The sequence below is a fragment of the Amycolatopsis sp. cg9 genome (assembly GCF_041346945.1).
Lineage (GTDB): Bacteria > Actinomycetota > Actinomycetes > Mycobacteriales > Pseudonocardiaceae > Amycolatopsis.
In genome coordinates, this window is sequence record NZ_CP166850.1 from 3,765,828 (window position 1) to 3,783,120 (window position 17,293).

The following is a 17,293-nucleotide window of genomic DNA, read 5'->3' on the forward strand; positions in this document are numbered from 1 at the left end:
TCGTTGTTCGGTCGCGGCGATAGCCGAGGAAAACGGGGTCGGGACGCACACTCGGGCGCGTGGCAACCGCCCGAGCAGGTCCGCGCGTCGCGGAACGGCTCGGGTGGCAAGGCCCGGCGCCTGACCGGGGAGCAGGCGATCCCCGCGTATACCCCGTCGATCGCGGTGCGAAGCATCGACGGGCACCTGGTCCGCACCGGGTTCGAGGTCTACGCCTGGTACCGGCTCGCGCCGCAGCGCTGGTCGTTCCGCTCGGACTCGCAGCGGCGCGACCTGATCGCGGCCATCGCCGGCCAGTACGCCGAGCTGCAGGGCCGCTGGCTGCACCTGCGCGTGACGAACCGGCCGTACCCGATCCGGATGTGGGCCGAGGCGCACGTCTACAACGCGCACGGCCGTCCCCAGGACGTCCCGGGCGCGATGTCGTTCGACGACTACCTGATCGGCGAGCAGCAGCAGCTCATGGGCCGCTCGATGGCCGAAAAAGAGGTCTACATCGGGGTCCAGGTGCAGACCCGGCGGATGGTCGACCGCGCGGTCGAACGCGCCGCGCCGGTGCTGCGCAAGATCCTGCCCGAGGCCGTCGACGCCGAGCTGACCGCGCTGGACTCCGAGGTCGAGCACCTCGACCAGGTCATCGGCAGCGCCGGGCTGGAAGGCCGTCCGGTGCACGCCGAGGAGATGTCCTGGCTGATGCACCGCTCGTGCTCCCTCGGCCTGCCCGCGCCGCGGAACATGCCCGCCGTGCCGGGCGCGGCCTGGGAGCCCGAAGACCTGGCCAGCTTCACCGACGCCGCCGACTTCTACGCCGAGCCGTACGCGCCGACGGTGACCGTCCGCGGCCGCACCGGCTCCAACGCCGGCGTCTCGCGGCACCTGGCGGTCCTGACCGTCGGGCAGATGCACGGCCTGCAGATCCCCGAGGTCGACGACCCGTGGATCCAGCACGCCGACCGGCTGCCGGCCGCGGTCGAGGTGTCCGCGCGCATCTACGTCCGGCGCCCCGAAGAGGTCGCCGGCGAGCTGCAGCGCCAGATGAACAAGGTGCGTTCGCAGGTCAAGCACTACACCGACGAGCACGAGCTGGAACCGCCGCAGTCGCTGTCCCGGCAGGCCGGGCGCGTGCTGGAGATCGACGACGAGATGACGTCGGGCTTCACCGCGCTGGCCACCCGCGTGCGCTCCTGGTGGCGGCTGGCGGTGTCCGGCCCGACCGAGCGCGACGCGCTGCGCCTGGCCCAGCAGCTGCTCGACCTGTACAAGCCGAAGATCGCCATCGAGCACCCCGAAGCCCAGTACGCGCTGGCCAGGGAGTTCATCCCGGGCGAGCCGCTGGCCTCGGCGGCGTACATGCGCCGCGGCTCGGTCGTCTGGGGCGCTTCGGCGGTCCCGACGGCGACCGCGGAGGTCGGCGACCGCCGCGGCATCCTGCTCGGCGAGACGTGCACGGCGACCCGCCGCCCGGTGGCCTGGGACCCGTGGATGGCCCAGGAGATCCGCGACGGCTCGGGCCTGACGGCGATGGTCGCCGGCCTGGGTGGCGGCAAGTCGTTCCTCGGCGGCGGCATCGTCTACAAGACGCTGCGCGCCGGGGCGAACTGGACGATCCTCGACCCGTCCGGCCCGCTGTCGCGGCTGTGCGACCTGCCGGAGCTGCGGCCGTACGCGCGCCCGATCAACCTGCTCAACGCCCAGCCGGGGATCCTGAACCCGTACCGGGTGGTCGCCGAGCCGCTGATCGAGCACTTCATGGACGAGGACGACCCGGAACGGTCGTGGCGCCGCGAGAAGGCACTGGCGGGCGCGACGCGCCGGCGTCTGGTGCTCGACGTGCTGACGGGCGTCCTGCCGTACGAGGTCTCGCGGATGGCCCAGACCCGGATCGTGCTGCTGCGCGCGGTCCGGACCGTGGGTGGCCGGTTCGACGCCGACCCGGGCCAGGTGATCGACGCGCTCCGGCGGGATTCGAGCGAGCACCACGAGCACGCGGGCGTCGTCGCGGACTTCCTCGACGAGATGCGCGAGCGGATGGCGCTGCTCATCCCGGAGACGGACGCGGACCCGTATTCGGAAACGCGTGACGACCGCCTGACGGTCCTGACGATGGCCGGCCTGACCTTGCCGAAGGACGGCGTCCCCCGCGAGTACTGGACGGACGCGGAGTCGCTCGGCGTCGAGATGCTGAACCTGGCGGCGTGGCTGACCCAGCGGTCGGTGTACGAGAAGCCCAAGGAGATGCGCAAGGGCGTCTGGATCGACGAGGCGTTCTTCCTGTCCGAGGTCCCGACCGGCCGCGTGCTGATGAACCGCTTCGCGCGTGACTCGCGGAAGTGGAACGTCCGCGTGCTGCTGTCCTCGCAGATCCCGGCGGACTTCCTGAAGATCCAGGGCTTCGTGGCCCTGCTGGACTCGGTGTTCGTGGGTCGTCTGGACGACGACGACGCCCAGGCGGACGCGCTGCGTCTGCTGAAGGTCCCGGTGGGTGTCGGTTACGAGCAGGTTGTCGCTGCTTTGGGCCGTCGTCCTGGAGCGCAGCGGAGTGGCTTGGAGCGCGACGTCGAGCCCCGCCAGTTCATCTTCGGCGACGGTGCCGGCGGCGTGGAGCGCATCCGCGTCGACTTCTCGGGCCCGCACCTCGATCACCTGCGCGCGGTCATGGACACGACCCCGGGTTCGAAGGACGCCGCGCCTTCGCGGCGTCCTGGGAACGAGCTGGCGTTGCCGGCGGAGGAGAAGAAGCCGTACGTCGCGGTCCCGCCGGAGGACGACATCGAGCTGGAGCAGGACTTCGAGCTGGCGGCGGAACTGGAGGTCGGCCTGGCCGACGAGAACCTCCTGGGCGCGCCGGATCCCTTGGCGTCGGAGACCGGGGAAGTGGAGGGCGGGGTGCAGCCGTCCAACGGGCAGCAGCACGCCCGCACGGGTGGAAAGGGCGGCACCGGCCGGGACGCCGCATGAACACCGTGCTGACGCTCGCGGTCCTGCTGACGATGGCCGCGGGATGGCACTCGCTCAAGCGGCGGATCAAGGAAGGCCCGCGGCCAGGCCGGCGCACACCCGGACGCAAGGCGACGATGTTCGCCGTCATGCTCGTCCTCGGCCTGCAGGCGATCGCCACGGCCCCGGCGGCGAGCGCGGCAGCGTGCGGCGAGGCCCCCAACCCGGAACGCCCCGGCGCGGGCATGGTCGGCGCGATCGACCCCGCCGAAGGCCACGGCGAGGCGGGCAGCGCGTACGTCGACTACAGCTACGCCGGGTTCGTCTGGAACACCTTCGAGACGAACTGCTCCGGGCTGAACCTGACGCCGCCGGGCTCGACGCTCGACACCTGGGGCGGCAACCAGCTGTTCAACCTGGGCAAGAACATCGTCGGCGCGACGAACTCGCTGCACTACACCGTGCTCGAGGGCGGCCTGCTCAACCCGATCTACAGCGCGGTGAAGTCGGGCGCGGAGAAGGTCTACAACAACATCTACGCCCAGCTGTTCGGGCTGGTCGCGCTGGTCATGTCGATCATGCTGTTCCGCAACATCTGGCGCGGTGACCTCGCCGCGGTCAGCAAACGGGCGCTGTACGCGCTGGCCGGCGTCTGGCTCGCCGCCTCGTCGCTGGCGATGCTGCGGTACTTCGACCCGATCGACAAGGCGATCGTCCAGACCACGACGAACATCCAAGCCGGGTTCGTCGACGACTCCGACAACCGGGTCATCCGGCACGTGCTGCCGACGAACCTGCACAACGAGATCGTCTACAAGAACTGGATCCGCGGGGAGTTCGGTTCGCCGACCGCGCCGCAGGCCGACCAGTTCGGCCGCCCGCTGCTGGACGCGCAGGCGTTCACCTGGGCGCAGCTGCGAAACGGCGACGACGGCAACCAGGCCGTCATCGACGGCAAGAAGAACGCCTACAAGGACATCTCCACCAAGCTCGGCCCCGCCACCGGCTACTTCACCGGCGAAGCCGGCGGCCGCACCGGCGCGGGCTTCCTCTCCCTCGGCCAGGCCCTCGTCTACTCCCTCTTCCAGCTCCTGGCCAAGGCGTCAGTCCTCCTCGCCCAGGTCCTGATCCGCCTCTTCGCCCTCACCGCCCCGCTCATCGGGCTCGTGGCGCTCCTGCACCCGGAGATCCTGCGCCGCGTGCTCAAGGTCGCCGGCGGGGTCGCGTTCAACCTCGTCGTGCTCTCCGTGCTCGCCGGGGTGCACGCCCTGCTCCTGCAGGCCATCTTCGACGCGAGCAACTCGCTGAACATGCTCACGCAGATGGTCCTCGCCGGGCTCATCACCGTGCTGCTGTTCATGGTCGGGCGGCCCGTGCGCCGGCTGTGGCAGATGGTCGAGATGTCGGTCAGCATGGTCGGCGCCGCCGTGCCGTCGCCCGGGGGCGGGATCTTCTCCCGCTTCAAGCGCAACCGCAACGGTCCGACGCCGCAGGACGAGTTCTGGCAGAACGTGCGGGACACCGATGACGTCGTCGACGGTGAGCAGCGCGGGCCGCTCGGGGCGACCCACGGTGGTGGCCGGTTCCGGCCGGAGGCCACGATCTTCGCCAACGCCCAGCGGCTCGACAACGCCTCGGGTGCCGCCCGCCCGGCCGCCGCTTGGTCCGGGGCTTGGCCGGGCGCCGTCGGAGGCGGCGGTGCCGCGGGCGCGCTGCCCGCGGGCGGGCGGCCCGGCTCGTCGGTGTTCGGCCAGTACAACCCCGCCAACGGCGACCCGGGCGACTACGTCGTCGTCGGGGCCAACGGCCGGCCGACCACGCGGGAGGAGAGCCGGCGCGTCGACACCTCGCCGGTGGCCGACCGGCGGTGGAACGACGAGCCCGAGCCCGTCGTCGTGCCGTCCGACCTGCGGGCGCCGGAATCCGGGTTCAGCGACTACCCGGCGCAGGACGCGCCCCGGGCGCCGGGGGTGCGCGCGCAGCCGCGGCGCGTCGACCCGGAAGTCGTCGCCGGCAAGCCGGTGTTCGTGCTGTACCGGCCTTCGCGGGGCATCGAAGTCCGCGAGGAACCGCGGGACACCGACCACGTCATGGGGCGGTGACCGATGCCGATCCGCACCAACCGCGGCCGCGCCGCGGTCTACCGGCGCCTGTGGGGCTGGCCGCTGCGCTCGCCGCGCCACCTCATCGGCGCGCTCGTGTTCCTCGCGATCGTCATCACCGCGCTCGGCATCGTGCTGCCCAAGGTCGTCGGCAAGCCGCAGGCGAAGGCGTCGCCCACCACCGGGACCACCACGTCCGTCACCACGACCCCGCCGGGCGTCGCCGCGCCGGTACCGACGTCGAACCTGCCGACGCGGCTGTCCACCCCGCTGGCCACGCCGACCCCGGCCCCGCCGAACGCCGACGCCGTCCGCGTCGCCAAGGAGTGGGCCGCGGCCTGGGTGAACCACCCGGCCGGCATGACGTCCGACCAGTGGCTCGCGCAGCTGAAGCCGTTCACCACCGAGGAGTACCTGCCGGTGATGGGCACGGTGGACCCGGCGAACATCCCGGCCACGAAGGTGACCGGTGACCCGGTCGTCGGCACGTCCTACCCGAACTCGGTGCAGCTGACCATCCCGACCGACGGACCCAAGCTCGCGATCACGGTCATCAGCACCAACGCCGGCTGGCGCGTCGCCGACTACGACCAGGCGAGCTGAGCGTGCGGCGCCTGGGGTTGTGGCTGGGGCTGATCGTGTTCGTCGCGATCGGCGCACTGGTCGTGACCGCGGTCGCCGCGAAGGTCGTCATCGACAACCAGCAGGCCCAGGCGGGGAGCATGTCGCTGATGAGCTGCGACGCCTCGGTCGGGCCGACCCAGCCCGGCCAGGGCGAGCGCGGCACGGTCGACGCGTCCAAGCTCGACGACGAGCAGCGCGGCATCGTCGCGGTGATCATCTCGATCGGCAAGCAGCGTTCGCTGGCGCCGCGCGCGTGGCAGGTGGCGATCCAGGCCGGGATGACCGAGTCCGGGCTGCACAACCTCACCTACGGCGACCGCGACTCCCTCGGCATCTTCCAGATGCGCCCGTCGATGGGCTGGGGGACGGTCGCGCAGGTCACCGACCCGACGTACGAGGTCAACAAGTTCTACGACGTCCTGCTCGCGGTGCCGGACTGGGAGAACAAGCGCCCGGGCGACGCGGCGCAGGCGGTCGAGCGTTCGGGATTCCCGGACCGCTACCACAAGTGGGAGCCGATGGCGGCGACCCTGGTGGAGAACGTCGGCCAGGTCGTCGACGTCGTCGCCTGCGGCACCGGGCTGGGGCAGCTGCTGCCGCCGAGCCAGGCCGCGGCGCAGGCGATCAGTTTCGCGCTGGGCGAGCAGGGGAAGCCGTACGTGTGGGGCGCCACCGGCCCGAACTCGTACGACTGTTCGGGGCTGATGCTCCGCGCCTACGAGTCGGCCGGGATCATCCTGCCGCGCGTGTCCCGCGACCAGTACCACGCCGGCGCGTTGCTGCCGGTCCGAGAAGCGCAGCCGGGCGACCTGATCTTCCTGGCCACCGACCCTTCGGACCCGAATAGCATCCACCACGTGATGATGTACCTGGGCGACGGCAAGGTCGTCGAGGCCCAGCAGACCGGCGTGCCCGTGCACACGCGGCCGTTCAAGTTCGACGAGGCGGAAGTGGTTCCGCAGGCGGTCCGCCCCGGCGTTTAGCATGGGTCGCAGAGGGCCTTGACACGAATCGGCCGATTCACCCGACGTCGCGGCGCTTTCCACGAGCAGGCGGCCGCGTACTGGCAGAGGATGAGCACGTGGGACGTAAATTCGGCAAGCGAGGCAAGTCCGGCGGCAGCGAGCCCCGGGACCCGGCGTCGCTGTTCGGCGCGCCCCAGCCACCCCGGCAGTCGGCCCGCCCCGCGTCGAGCACGCCCCTCGCCGACCAGCTGAGCCAGGGATATCCGGGGGTGGACGCGGGCTACGTCGTGCTGCCGAGGTCGCTGGCGGAGGGCATGTCCCTGCCGTGGCAGCACCAGATGGCGGCCCTGCTGGCCCAGTTCCACGCGGAGCACGCCCGGCTGGCGTGGCCGATCTACCGGGTGGTGCCTTCGCGGTACGAGAAACTGGCGGACCTCGACGAGGAGCAGCTCGCGGAGGCGGGCTACCTGGTGGAGATGGACGCCGACGGCGAGATGGTCTACCGCGAGCGGAGCGGCCGGAAGGTCGAGGACCCGCTGAACACGACGGTGCTGGTGTCATCACTGGACCCGATCCCCAAGCCGGTCGCACGTCCGGCTCCGCCGCCTCCCGGGGCGCGTCCGACGCCGGGGCAGGCGCCGGCGCCGATGAACATCGGGCCGGCGCCGGTGTGGCGGACGGTGCCCCAGCCGCCGCCGGCACCTTCGGTGCCGGGGACGCCGGAGCAGCCGGTGCCCTGGGGACGTCCGGAGGAGGGCGGGGCGGGTTCGGCGGAGCAGTCTGGGCCTCGGCATGCGGCACGTCCGGGAGCTGGTGCGCCGACTGGTTCGTCTGCTGCGTCGCCTGCCGGTTCGCCCGCTGTGTCGTCCGCCGGTGCGCCGGCTGTGGGGTCCCCCGGTTCGCCTGCCGATTCGCGCGCCAGTTCGTCTGCTGCGGAGTCGCGGCCGGTCCGAACGGAGCGGCCCGAGACTCCCGCGCGCCCCGCCGAGACACAGCCGGCTCCTGCTGCGTCGGTTTCTCCCGCGGTGGAGGAGAAGCCGGTCCACCCGGTCCCGCCCGACTTCCAGGCCGGACCGCCGACGATGCCGGCCGGCGTCGCGCAGCCGTCGCCGGAGATCAGTGCTCCTGAACCTGCCGACGAACCGGAGCCGGCTCACGGCAGTGCTCCGACGGAGGACGCCGCCGAACCGGTCTCGGATGCCGGTTCGGAGTCATCGAGTGGCGAGCGAGAATCGTCGCCCGGTGTGATCGGCTCGCACCTGCCCCGGCCGCCGTGGGGGACCGCCGACCTTTCGGTTTCCGGCACCAACCCGGCCCTGGCATCCGGGACCCCGATCGAGACTCCGGCCCCTGGGGCTATCCCCGCACCGGGGCACGTCGAAGACCCGGCCGCCGCGCAGGGGCAGGTTCCCGAGACCAGCCCGGCCGCGGCGTCGGAGGAGGTGCCCGCCGCGCAGGGGCAGGTTCCCCAGCCCAGCCCAGCCGTCGCGCAGGGGGAGGTCCCCGAGTCCAGCCCGGCTGCCGCGCAGGAGCCGGCTTCCGAGCCCGCCCCGGTCGCTGCACAGGAGCTGCCTCCCGGGCGGGCGCCGTTGGACCAAGGCCCGCCGCCCGAAACCTCGCCGGGGCCGGTTCCGGGGTCTAGCCAGGCGCACGCACGAGAAGCGATTTCCGACCCTGCGCCGGCGCCGGAGCCCAGTCCGGCTCCGCCGCAGAGCGAAGGGCTCAGCTCCGCGCACGCTCAGCGCCCGGCCGACCCTGCCTCGCAGGCGCCGTTTTCGGGATCGACTCCGATCCCAACGCATGCCACTCCGCTGGAGCCGGCGCCCGGCCTCAGCCCGGCCCCGCCGTCGAACGAGGGCGTGAGCCCCGCACAAGGACCGGCCGCCCCGCCCCCGGGATCGACTCCGGTTCGCACGCCAGCGGCTTCGGAGGCGGCGCCCGGCACGGCCTCGTCGCAGAGCCAGGGATCCGAGCTCAGCTCGGCGCACGCTCAAGACCCTGCCCCGCTCCCGGGCTCAACTCCGGTGGAGGCCACGCCGCCGGAGCCGGTGCCCAGCCCTAGCCCGGTTCTGCCGCACAGCGACGGCCCCGCGCATGCTCAAGGACCGGCCGAGACCACTTCGGCTGCCCCGCAGGCGCCGCTCCCAGGACCAACTCCCGCGGAGGCCACCCCGCCCCAGGGACCGGTGCCCGGCCCGGCCTCGTCGCAGCCCGAGGGCCCCGGACTCAGCCCGGCGCATGCTCAAGGACCCGCCGACCCCGCCCAGGCCGCCCCGCAGGTTCCACTTTCGGGGGCGGCTCCGGCGCAGGCCTCTCCGCAGGGCCCGGCGCCGGCGCAAGCCACCCCGCAGCGGCCGCTTTCCGGGGCAGCTCCAGCACAGGCCACTCCGCAGGGCCCGGGCCCAACTCCCGCGCAAGCCACCCCGCAGGAGTCGCTTTCCGGGGCAGCTCCGGCGCAGGCCTCTCTGCAGGGTCCGCCCTCTGGCTCGACTCCCGCGCAAGCCACCCCGCAGGGGCCGCTTTCCGGGGCAGCTCCGGCGCAGGCCTCTCTGCAGGGTCCGCCCTCTGGCTCGACTCCCGCGCAAGCCACCTCGCAGGGGCCGCTTTCCGGGGCAGCTCCGGCGCAGGCCACTCCGCAGGGCCCGGGCCCAACTCCCGTGCAAGCCACCCCGCAGGGGCCGCTTTCCGGGGCAGCCCCGGCACAGACCACCCCGCAGGGCCCAACCCCCGCGCAAGCCACCCCGCAGCGCCCCACCTCAACTCCGGCCCAAGCCACCCCTCAAGCGCCGCTCCCCCCACCACCGGGCACCACCCAAACCCCCCGCCCCAAGCCCGTCTTCCCGGGCCCGGAGTCGACCCCCCAACCGTTCCCCACCCGCCACGCCGCCCCAGCTCGGCCGGTCTTCCCGGGCCCCGGCACCATGCCGCCCGTTCCGCCCACCAGCGCGCGCCCGGTCTTCCCCGGCAAGGACACCCCGCTCCCTCAACCGACGACCCGTCCCGAGCCCGAAACCCCACCTCGAGGCACCCCGCGCGGGTGGTTCGACGAACACCCCGAACAGCAGGAAGAACCCCAGGACTTCGGGCCCACCGGCCAGCCGACCGAGATCCCCTACAAGTACAAGCGCTGACAGCCGGGCGGGCAGCTGCCAGGCTAGGGGCATGTCCAAAGACCCGAACCCGGACCAGGGGTGGTACTACAACACCCGCACCAACCAGGTCGAGCACCTCGAACGCAGCCGCAGCGTCGACCTGCTCGGGCCCTACCCGGACGAGGCCACCGCCCGGCGGGCGCTCGACATCGCCAAGGAACGGACCCGGCAGGCCGACGCCGCCGATGCTTCGTGGAACGACGACTAGACCGGTAGCTGCGGGCCCAGGACGAAGTCGGGGTCCACCTGCGAGGCCAGGTCGGCGCCGGCCCACGCCGTGGCGTTGCGCAGGTGGAACTCCACCGCCTGGCGCTGGTAGCGGGCCCAGTCGCGCTGCTCCGCGTCCACCGCGGCTCGCATCGAAGCCAGCGTCTCCCGGTTGCGGGGCTCCAGCTCGGTGATCGGGCGGGCCGTGCCGCGCTCCGCCGCGCGGACGTGGCGGGACGCCGACAGCCAGCCCAGCAGCGCGTCGCCGACCTGGTCCTGGAGGAACTCGACGTCCTCCGCGTCCGTCACCTTGTTGCCCACCACCACGAGCCGGACGCCGAAGTCGCGGGCGTAGTCCGCGTACTGGCGGTACACGCCGACGCTGCGCACCGTCGGCTCGCACACCAGGAACGTCACGTCGAACCGGGTGAACAGGCCCGAAGCGAACGCGTCCGCGCCCGCCGTCATGTCCATCACGACGTACTCGCCGTCGACGTCCACCAGGTGGTTGAGCAGCAGCTCCGCGGCTCCCACCTTCGAGTGGTAGCACTTGACGCCCAGGTCGTCCTCGTCGAACTGGCCGGTGACGCCGAGCCGCACGCCGCCCAGCTGCCGGAAGCACGTCGAGAAGACCGGGTTGTCCTCGAACGGCCGGACCAGGCGGGAACCGCGGCCCGGCGGGGTCGTCTTGATCATCGACGCCGCGTCGGGGATGCGCGGGTTGTCGCCGCGCAGGTAGTCCTTGATCAGGGCCATGTTGTCGCCGAGCGTCGGCCAGGCCAGTGCTTCTTCCTCGGTCGCGCCGAGCGCCACCGCCAGGTGCTGGTTGATGTCGGCGTCGATCGCCAGCACCGGCAGGCCGGCGTCGGCGAGGTACGCGACGAACAGCGACGAGAGCGTGGTCTTGCCGCTGCCGCCCTTGCCGACGAACGCGATCTTCACTTGTCGGGCACCCTTCTGATAACGAAGACGGTTTTCATTATTGCCGGATCAACGTACACCCGACCGGCCCGCGCCCGATCGGGCGATCATCGGCCCCTTCCGGGGTTAGGGTTGGGGGGTGCCTCCCCTGGTGATCAGGACACACTCGGCGGGCGGGGACTTCGGCCCCCTGCGCGCCGAGTTTTCGCTGCCGGAGTCGTTCGGGCCCGACGTGCTGGCCGAAGCGGAGGCGGCGGTGCTCGACCCGCTGGCCGAGCCTCGCGAAGACGCGACCGCGCTGCCGTTCGTCACCATCGACCCGCCCGGGTCCAAGGACCTCGACCAGGCGATGGTCGTCGAGAAGACCGCGCGCGGCTTCCGCGTGCACTACGCGATCGCCGACCTGGCCGCGTTCGTGCCGCCCGGCGGCGCGCTCGACCGCGAATCACGCCTGCGCGGGCAGACGCTCTACCTGCCCGACGGCAACGTCCCGCTGCACCCGCCGGTGCTGTCCGAAGGCGCCGCGAGCCTGCTGCCCGGCGAGGTCCGGCCCGCGGTGCTCTGGACCATCGAGACCGACGAAGCCGGCGAGCCGACGTCCACGCGGGTGCGCCGCGCGCTGGTCCGGTCCACCGAGCAGTTCGACTACGAGACGGTGCAGGCCGCGCTCGACGCCGGGAACCCGCACCCGTCGGTGGCGGCGCTGCCCGAGCTGGGACGGCGGCGGCGCGAACTGGCCGTGCGCCGCGGCGCGGTCGAGCTGCAGCTGCCGGAACAGGAGATCAGCGGCAACCCCGACGGCGGCTGGGTGCTCGCGCGCCGGCCGCGGACGGTCGTCGACGCCTGGAACGCCGAGATCTCGCTGCTCACCGGGATGGCGGCGGCGCGGATCATGATCGACGCGCGGGTCGGCGTCCTGCGCACGCTGCCCGACCCGGAACCCGAGGCCGTGGACTGGCTGCGCCGCTCGGCCGACGCACTGGGCATCGCGTGGGCGCCGGAAGCGACCGTCTCGGAGTTCCTGTCCGCCTTGGACCCCGGGCAGCCGGCTTCGATGGCGCTCTACGCCGACACGACGCGGCTGCTGCGCGGTGCGGGCTACACGGCGTTCGACGGCGAACTGCCGGCGCTGACCACGCACGCGGGCATCGGCGGCGCGTACGCGCACGTGACGGCGCCGATCCGGCGGCTGGTGGACCGGTTCGCCACGGAGATCTGCCTCGCCGTCTCGGCGGGCCGTGAGGTGCCGGCGTGGGTGCGCGCGGCGCTGGCGGACGTGCCGGAGCGGATGAGCGCGTCGGACACCCTCGCCGCGAAGGTCGAGCGGGCCTGCATCGACCAGGTCGAGGCGTGGGTGCTGGCCGAGCACGTCGGCGGCGAGTTCAGCGCGGTGGTGCTGCGCGCGGACGAGAACAAGGCGGAGATCCTCGTCGAAGACCCGACGGTGATGGCGAAGTGCGCGGGGGAGAAGCTGACCGCGGGCGAGCGGATCGGCGTCCGGCTGACCGCGGTGGACGTCGAGCAGCGGAAGGTGTCGTTCGAACGCGCATGACCCACCTCGTCGACGACCTCGGGGAGCCGGTGCCGCTGTCCGGTCCGGCTTCGCGCGTGGTTTCGCTCGTGCCGTCGCTGACCGAAGCGCTCGAAGTGAGCGCGCCCGGACGCCTGGCCGGCGCCACCGACTACTGCACGCACCCGTCCACTTTGGACGTCCCGCGGGTGGGCGGGTCGAAGTACCCGAAGCTCGACCGGGTCCTGGACCTCGCCCCGGACCTCGTGCTGGCCAACTCGGAGGAGAACCGCCAGGAGGACGTGGAACGCCTGCGCGCCAACGGGATCCCGGTCTGGGTGATGACCGCGGCGGCGTCCGTGCCCGCCGCGCTGGGCTCGCTGCGGCGGATCCTCACCCAGGCGTGCGAGCTGGACGAGCCGGGCTGGCTGGTCGAAGCGGAGGAGCTCTGGCGCGAGACCCGGCCGGTGCGCTTCCACGCGGTGGTCCCGGTCTGGCGCAAACCGTGGATCGTCCTGGGCCGCGACACCTTCGGCGGCGACGTCCTGCGCCGCGTGGGCGTGGCGAACGTCTACGCGGGCTCGGCCGAGCGTTACCCGCGGCCGGACGTCGAGGAGCTGCGGGCGCACCTGCGCGCGGACGCCGACCTGCTGGTGCTGCCGGACGAGCCGTACCTGTTCACCGCGGAGGACGGCCCGGACCACTTCCCGGACGCGCGGTACGCCCTGGTCTCGGGGCGGCACCTGACGTGGTACGGACCTTCGCTGGTCGAGGCGCACACCGCGCTGACGGAGGCGCTGGGCGGCGGCTAAGCCCGCAGCCAGGTCGCGAGGCGGTCGAAGTGCTCGCTCGTCAGCCCGGTGTGCGCGTCGACCGGGATCAGCTCGGTGGGCAGCTCCGCGCGGCGGTCGAGGAACGCCTGCCGGGCGGCGGGGAACAGGTCGAAGTCGTCGTCGAACCAGGCCAGCGGCCGGCCCGCGGCGAACCGGCCGACCGGCCCGAACTTCCACGACGGCTGCGGCCCGGCGAACTCGACCACCGGCAGCGGCGGCAACCCGATCGCCGGGCCGATCTGGCGGTTCGCCCGGTGCTCCCAGCTGGTCGCCCAGGCCAGCTCGGCGTTCGCGGCGGCGGCCAGTGCCAGCAGCGTGGGGCCGTGGTCCGGGTTGAGCCAGATCCGCAGCCGCTTGCGGCTCCAGCGGGAGAGCCGCAGCCGGTGCTCGAGGTAGCCGGCGGGTTTCGCGTGGCGCGCCGCGGCCCACGGGCTCAGCGGGCCGTCCACGTCGAGCAGGATCAGCGGTCTCACCCCTGCTTGGTAGCCGGTCCCGGGCCCGGGAACAAGAGATTGCGCCCGGCGCGGTCGCCTGACACGGTGAGCCGATGCTGAACGAAGTGGCCGACGGTGTCTGGGTCCGGCAGAGCACGTGGGTCTGGAGCAACACCACCGTGGTCCGCACCGGCGACGGCCTGCTCGTGGTCGATCCCGGCATCGAGGGCGCCGAGCTGGACGAGCTCGCCGACGACCTCGAGCGGCTCGGCCTCCCGGTGGTCGCCGGGTTCTGCACGCACCCGCACTGGGACCACCTGCTCTGGCACCCCCGCTTCGGTGACGTCCCGCGCTACGCCACCGCCGCCTGCGCCCGGATGGCCGGGGAGGTGCGGGAACGAGCGCAGGCGATGGCCGCCGAGACCGCGACCGGTGTTCCGCTCGACGTCATCGGCCTCCTCACCCCGCTGCCGGCCGACGGCGGACCCGTGGCCGGCGAGGTCGTCGAGCACGACGCGCACGCCGTCGGGCACGCCGCCCTTCTGCTCGCCGACCGCGGTGTCCTCCTCGCCGGCGACATGCTCTCCGACGTCCTGATCCCGCTCCTCGACCCCCGCCGCACCGGGCAGCAGGAGGCCTACGAAGCCTCGCTCGACCTGCTGGGCAAGGCCGCCGAGCACGTCGACGTCCTGATCCCCGGCCACGGTGCCGTGGCCCGGGACCAGGAGATCGCCGCCCGCTTCGCCGTCGATCGCGCCTACCTCGAAGCGCTGCGGCGCGGCGAAGAACCGGCCGACGAGCGTTGGGGGAAGCGCCGGTAGCTCAGAGCGTCAGTCCGGTCAGGACGGTCACCCGCTCTTCGGTGAAGTCCGCCATCGCCGACGCCGGGCCCTCGCGGCCCACGCCGGAGTCCTTCACCCCGCCGTAGGGCATCTGGTCGGCGCGGAAGCTCGGTACGTCGCCGACGAGCACGCCGCCCACCTGCAAGGCCGCCGACACCTCGAACGCCGTCGGCAGGTCGCGCGTGAACACCCCGGCCTGCAGCCCGAAGCGGGACGCGTTGATCCGCTCGACGCCCTCGGCCACCGAGGCCACCCGGACCAGCGAAACCACCGGGCCGAACACCTCCTCGGCCATCACCGAAGCGTCCTCGGGGACGTCGGCCAGCACCGTCGGCTCGACCGTGGCGCCCGACCGCCCGCCGCCCGTGAGCAGGCGGCCGCCCGCGGCCACGGCCGAAGACACCCACGATTCGACCCGCGAAGCCGCGTCGGCGTTGATCAACGGGCCGACGTCGACACCGTCGGCACGCGGATCTCCGGTCCGCAGCGCCTCGACCTGTTCCAGCACCTTTTCCTGCACCGCGTCGAAGACGTCGGAGTGCGCGTAGACCCGCTGCACCGAAATGCACGACTGGCCGGCCTGGTACATCGCGAAGGTGGCGATCCGCTGCGCCGCGAAGTCGAGGTCCGGCCAATCCGGGCAGACGAGGACCGCGCCGTTGCCGCCGAGCTCGAGGGCCACGTGCTTGCGCGGGACGCGGTCGCGGATGGCCCAGCCGACCGGGACCGAGCCGGTGAACGACACCACCGGCAGGCGCGGGTCCTCGACCAGCTGCGACGACGTCTCGTTGTCCACCGGCAGGATCGACCACGAGCCGGCCGGCAGGTCCGTCTCCGCCAGGATTTCGCCCAGCAGCAACGCCGTCAGCGGCGTCGCGGGCGCGGGCTTGAGCACGATCGGCGCGCCGACCGCGATCGCCGGGGCCACCTTGTGGGCGACCAGGTTGAGCGGGAAGTTGAACGGCGTGATGCCCAGCACCGGGCCGCGCGGCACCCGGCGCACCAGCGCGAGCCGTCCGGTGCCGCCCGGGTCGGTGTCGAGGCGCTGCAGCTCACCCGAGAACCGGCGGGCTTCCTCGGCCGCCCAGCGGAACGTCGAGACCGCGCGGCCGACTTCGCCGCGCGCCCACTTCAGGGGCTTGCCGGACTCGGCCGTGATGAGCTGCGCGATCTCTTCGGACCGCTCGCCCAGCGCGCGGGACACGTGGTCCAGCGCGCCGGCGCGGACGTGCGCGGGCAGCGTCGCGAACTCGCCGGCGACGTCGTGCGCGGCCTGGACCGCGGCTTCGACGTCCGAGGCGGACGGCACGAAGTGGGCGCCCGCGGAAGAGCCGTCGAAGGAGTGGCGGACCTCGGCGGTCGCACCGCCGGTGACCGGCTTTCCGGCGACCCAGAAGGGGAAAGTCATGCGAGAGCCTCCGTGCGGACAGCGTGTTCGAGGACCGAGAGGCCCTCGTCGAGCAGGTCGTTGGGCAGGGACAGCGGCGGCAGCAGCCGGACGACGTTGCCGTAGGTGCCGCAGGTCAGCACCACGACACCGGCCCGGTGGCAGGCCGCGGCGACGCGCTTGGTGAGGTCGGCGTCCGGCTCGGTGGTGCCCGGGCGCACGAACTCCGCGGCCAGCATCGCGCCGCGTCCGCGGACGTCGCCGATCACGCCGGTTTCCGAAGCCAGCGCGCGCAGCCGCGGGAGCACGGCGTTTTCGATGCGCTTGGCCGACTCCGCCAGGTTCTCCGCCTTCATCGTCTCGATCGAGCCGAGCGCGGCGGCGCAGGCGATCGGGTTGCCGCCGTACGTGCCGCCCAAGCCACCGGACGCCACCGCGTCCACGAGTTCGGCGCGGCCGGTGACGGCGGACAGCGGCAGGCCGCCCGCGATGCCCTTGGCCGTCGCGATCAGGTCGGGCACGACGTCCTCGTCGGTGGAGGCGAACCAGGAACCCGTGCGGCAGAAGCCGGTCTGGACCTCGTCGGCGACGAACACGACGCCGTTTTCCCGGCACCACGCGGAAATCGCGGGCAGGAAGCCGCGCGCGGGCTCGATGAACCCGCCTTCGCCCTGGATCGGCTCGAGGACGACCGCGGCGACCTGGTCGCCGCCGATCTGCTTCTCGATCCGGTCGATGGCCAGCGCGGCCGCTTCCGGGCCGGCCAGGCCGTCGCGGTAGGGGTACGAGCCCGGCACGCGGTAGACCTCGGGCGCGAACGGGCCGAAACCGTGCTTGTAGGGCACGGACTTCGCGGTCATGCCCATCGTCAGGTTGGTGCGGCCGTGGTAGGCGTGGTCGAACACGACGACCGCCTGGCGGCCGGTCGCCACCCGCGCGATCTTCACGGCGTTCTCGACGGCTTCGGCGCCGGAGTTGAACAGCACGGACTTCTTCGCGTGGTCGCCCGGCGTCAGCTCGGCCAGCGCTTCGCAGACCTCGACGTACCCCTCGTACGGCGTGACCATGAAACAGGTGTGGGTGAACCAGCACGCCTGCTTGCGGACGCGGTCGACGACCGCGGGCGCGGAGTGCCCGACGTTGGTCACCGCGATGCCGGAGCCGAAGTCGATGAGGACGTTGCCGTCGGCGTCGGTGAGCAGCCCGCCGCTGGCGGAGGTGACGTAGACGGGCAGCACCGAGCCGACCCCGGCGGCGACGGCGTTCGCGCGGCGCTCCTGCAGCTCGCGCGAGACGGGGCCGGGGATCTCGGTGCGCAGCCTGCGCTGCCGGGGCGCCGGGGCCTGCGGCTCGGCGGTGGTGCTTGCGGTCACGGCGTG

At 72.9% G+C, this 17,293-nt stretch carries 13 protein-coding genes; 9 read left to right on the forward strand and 4 right to left on the reverse strand.

Annotated elements, in window-relative coordinates:
* Positions 1-3 precede the first annotated feature (3 nt).
* The 6 genes from AB5J73_RS18245 to AB5J73_RS18270 all read left to right on the forward strand — a co-directional run bounded on the left by AB5J73_RS18245 (position 4) and on the right by AB5J73_RS18270 (position 9,988).
* Positions 4-2,958, forward strand: a complete 2,955-nt coding sequence (locus AB5J73_RS18245) for an ATP-binding protein (protein ID WP_370970869.1) — start codon at positions 4-6, stop codon at positions 2,956-2,958.
* On the forward strand, positions 2,955-5,039 hold the full coding sequence (locus AB5J73_RS18250) for a magnesium transporter (RefSeq protein ID WP_370970870.1): 2,085 nt from the start codon (positions 2,955-2,957) through the stop codon (positions 5,037-5,039). Before AB5J73_RS18245 ends, AB5J73_RS18250 begins: the two co-directional genes overlap by 4 nt.
* A 3-nt stretch (positions 5,040-5,042) precedes the next feature.
* Positions 5,043-5,642, forward strand: coding sequence for a hypothetical protein (locus AB5J73_RS18255; protein ID WP_370970871.1), 600 nt, complete (start codon positions 5,043-5,045; stop codon positions 5,640-5,642).
* Between the two features lie 2 nt (positions 5,643-5,644).
* Positions 5,645-6,646, forward strand: coding sequence for a C40 family peptidase (locus AB5J73_RS18260; protein ID WP_370970872.1), 1,002 nt, complete (start codon positions 5,645-5,647; stop codon positions 6,644-6,646).
* A 2,903-nt stretch (positions 6,647-9,549) separates the two neighbouring features.
* Entirely contained in the window at positions 9,550-9,759 is a 210-nt protein-coding gene (locus tag AB5J73_RS18265; RefSeq protein WP_370970873.1) for a hypothetical protein, read from the forward strand.
* A gap of 31 nt (positions 9,760-9,790) precedes the next feature.
* Positions 9,791-9,988 (forward strand): hypothetical protein, encoded by a 198-nt coding sequence (locus AB5J73_RS18270; RefSeq protein ID WP_370970874.1) that lies wholly within the window; start codon positions 9,791-9,793, stop codon positions 9,986-9,988.
* On the opposite strand, the gene AB5J73_RS18275 is transcribed toward AB5J73_RS18270, so the two are convergent.
* On the reverse strand, positions 9,985-10,929 hold the full coding sequence (locus AB5J73_RS18275) for an AAA family ATPase (RefSeq protein WP_370970875.1): 945 nt from the start codon (positions 10,927-10,929) through the stop codon (positions 9,985-9,987). The two genes, AB5J73_RS18270 and AB5J73_RS18275, sit on opposite strands and share 4 nt — an antisense overlap.
* A gap of 130 nt (positions 10,930-11,059) precedes the next feature.
* On the opposite strand from AB5J73_RS18275, the gene AB5J73_RS18280 reads away from it, so the two are divergent.
* Positions 11,060-12,460 (forward strand): RNB domain-containing ribonuclease, encoded by a 1,401-nt coding sequence (locus AB5J73_RS18280; protein WP_370970876.1) that lies wholly within the window; start codon positions 11,060-11,062, stop codon positions 12,458-12,460.
* The gene (locus AB5J73_RS18285) at positions 12,457-13,230 is read left to right on the forward strand and encodes a helical backbone metal receptor (RefSeq protein ID WP_370970877.1); all 774 of its coding nucleotides are present in this window, start codon (positions 12,457-12,459) and stop codon (positions 13,228-13,230) included. The genes AB5J73_RS18280 and AB5J73_RS18285 overlap by 4 nt, the downstream gene beginning before the upstream one ends.
* Here AB5J73_RS18285 and AB5J73_RS18290 read toward each other — a convergent pair.
* Positions 13,227-13,724, reverse strand: a complete 498-nt coding sequence (locus AB5J73_RS18290; RefSeq protein WP_370970878.1) for a hypothetical protein — start codon at positions 13,722-13,724, stop codon at positions 13,227-13,229. The genes AB5J73_RS18285 and AB5J73_RS18290 overlap by 4 nt on opposite strands.
* Positions 13,725-13,798: 74 nt before the next feature.
* Here AB5J73_RS18290 and AB5J73_RS18295 point away from each other — a divergent pair, with 74 nt between their 5' ends.
* On the forward strand, positions 13,799-14,506 hold the full coding sequence (locus tag AB5J73_RS18295) for an MBL fold metallo-hydrolase (protein ID WP_370970879.1): 708 nt from the start codon (positions 13,799-13,801) through the stop codon (positions 14,504-14,506).
* 1 nt (position 14,507) lies between these two features.
* On the opposite strand, the gene AB5J73_RS18300 is transcribed toward AB5J73_RS18295, so the two are convergent.
* Entirely contained in the window at positions 14,508-15,935 is a 1,428-nt protein-coding gene (locus tag AB5J73_RS18300; protein WP_370970880.1) for an aldehyde dehydrogenase family protein, read from the reverse strand.
* Positions 15,932-17,287, reverse strand: coding sequence for a 4-aminobutyrate--2-oxoglutarate transaminase (gene gabT / locus AB5J73_RS18305; RefSeq protein WP_370970881.1), 1,356 nt, complete (start codon positions 17,285-17,287; stop codon positions 15,932-15,934). Before gabT ends, AB5J73_RS18300 begins: the two co-directional genes overlap by 4 nt.
* Positions 17,288-17,293: the final 6 nt, after the last annotated feature.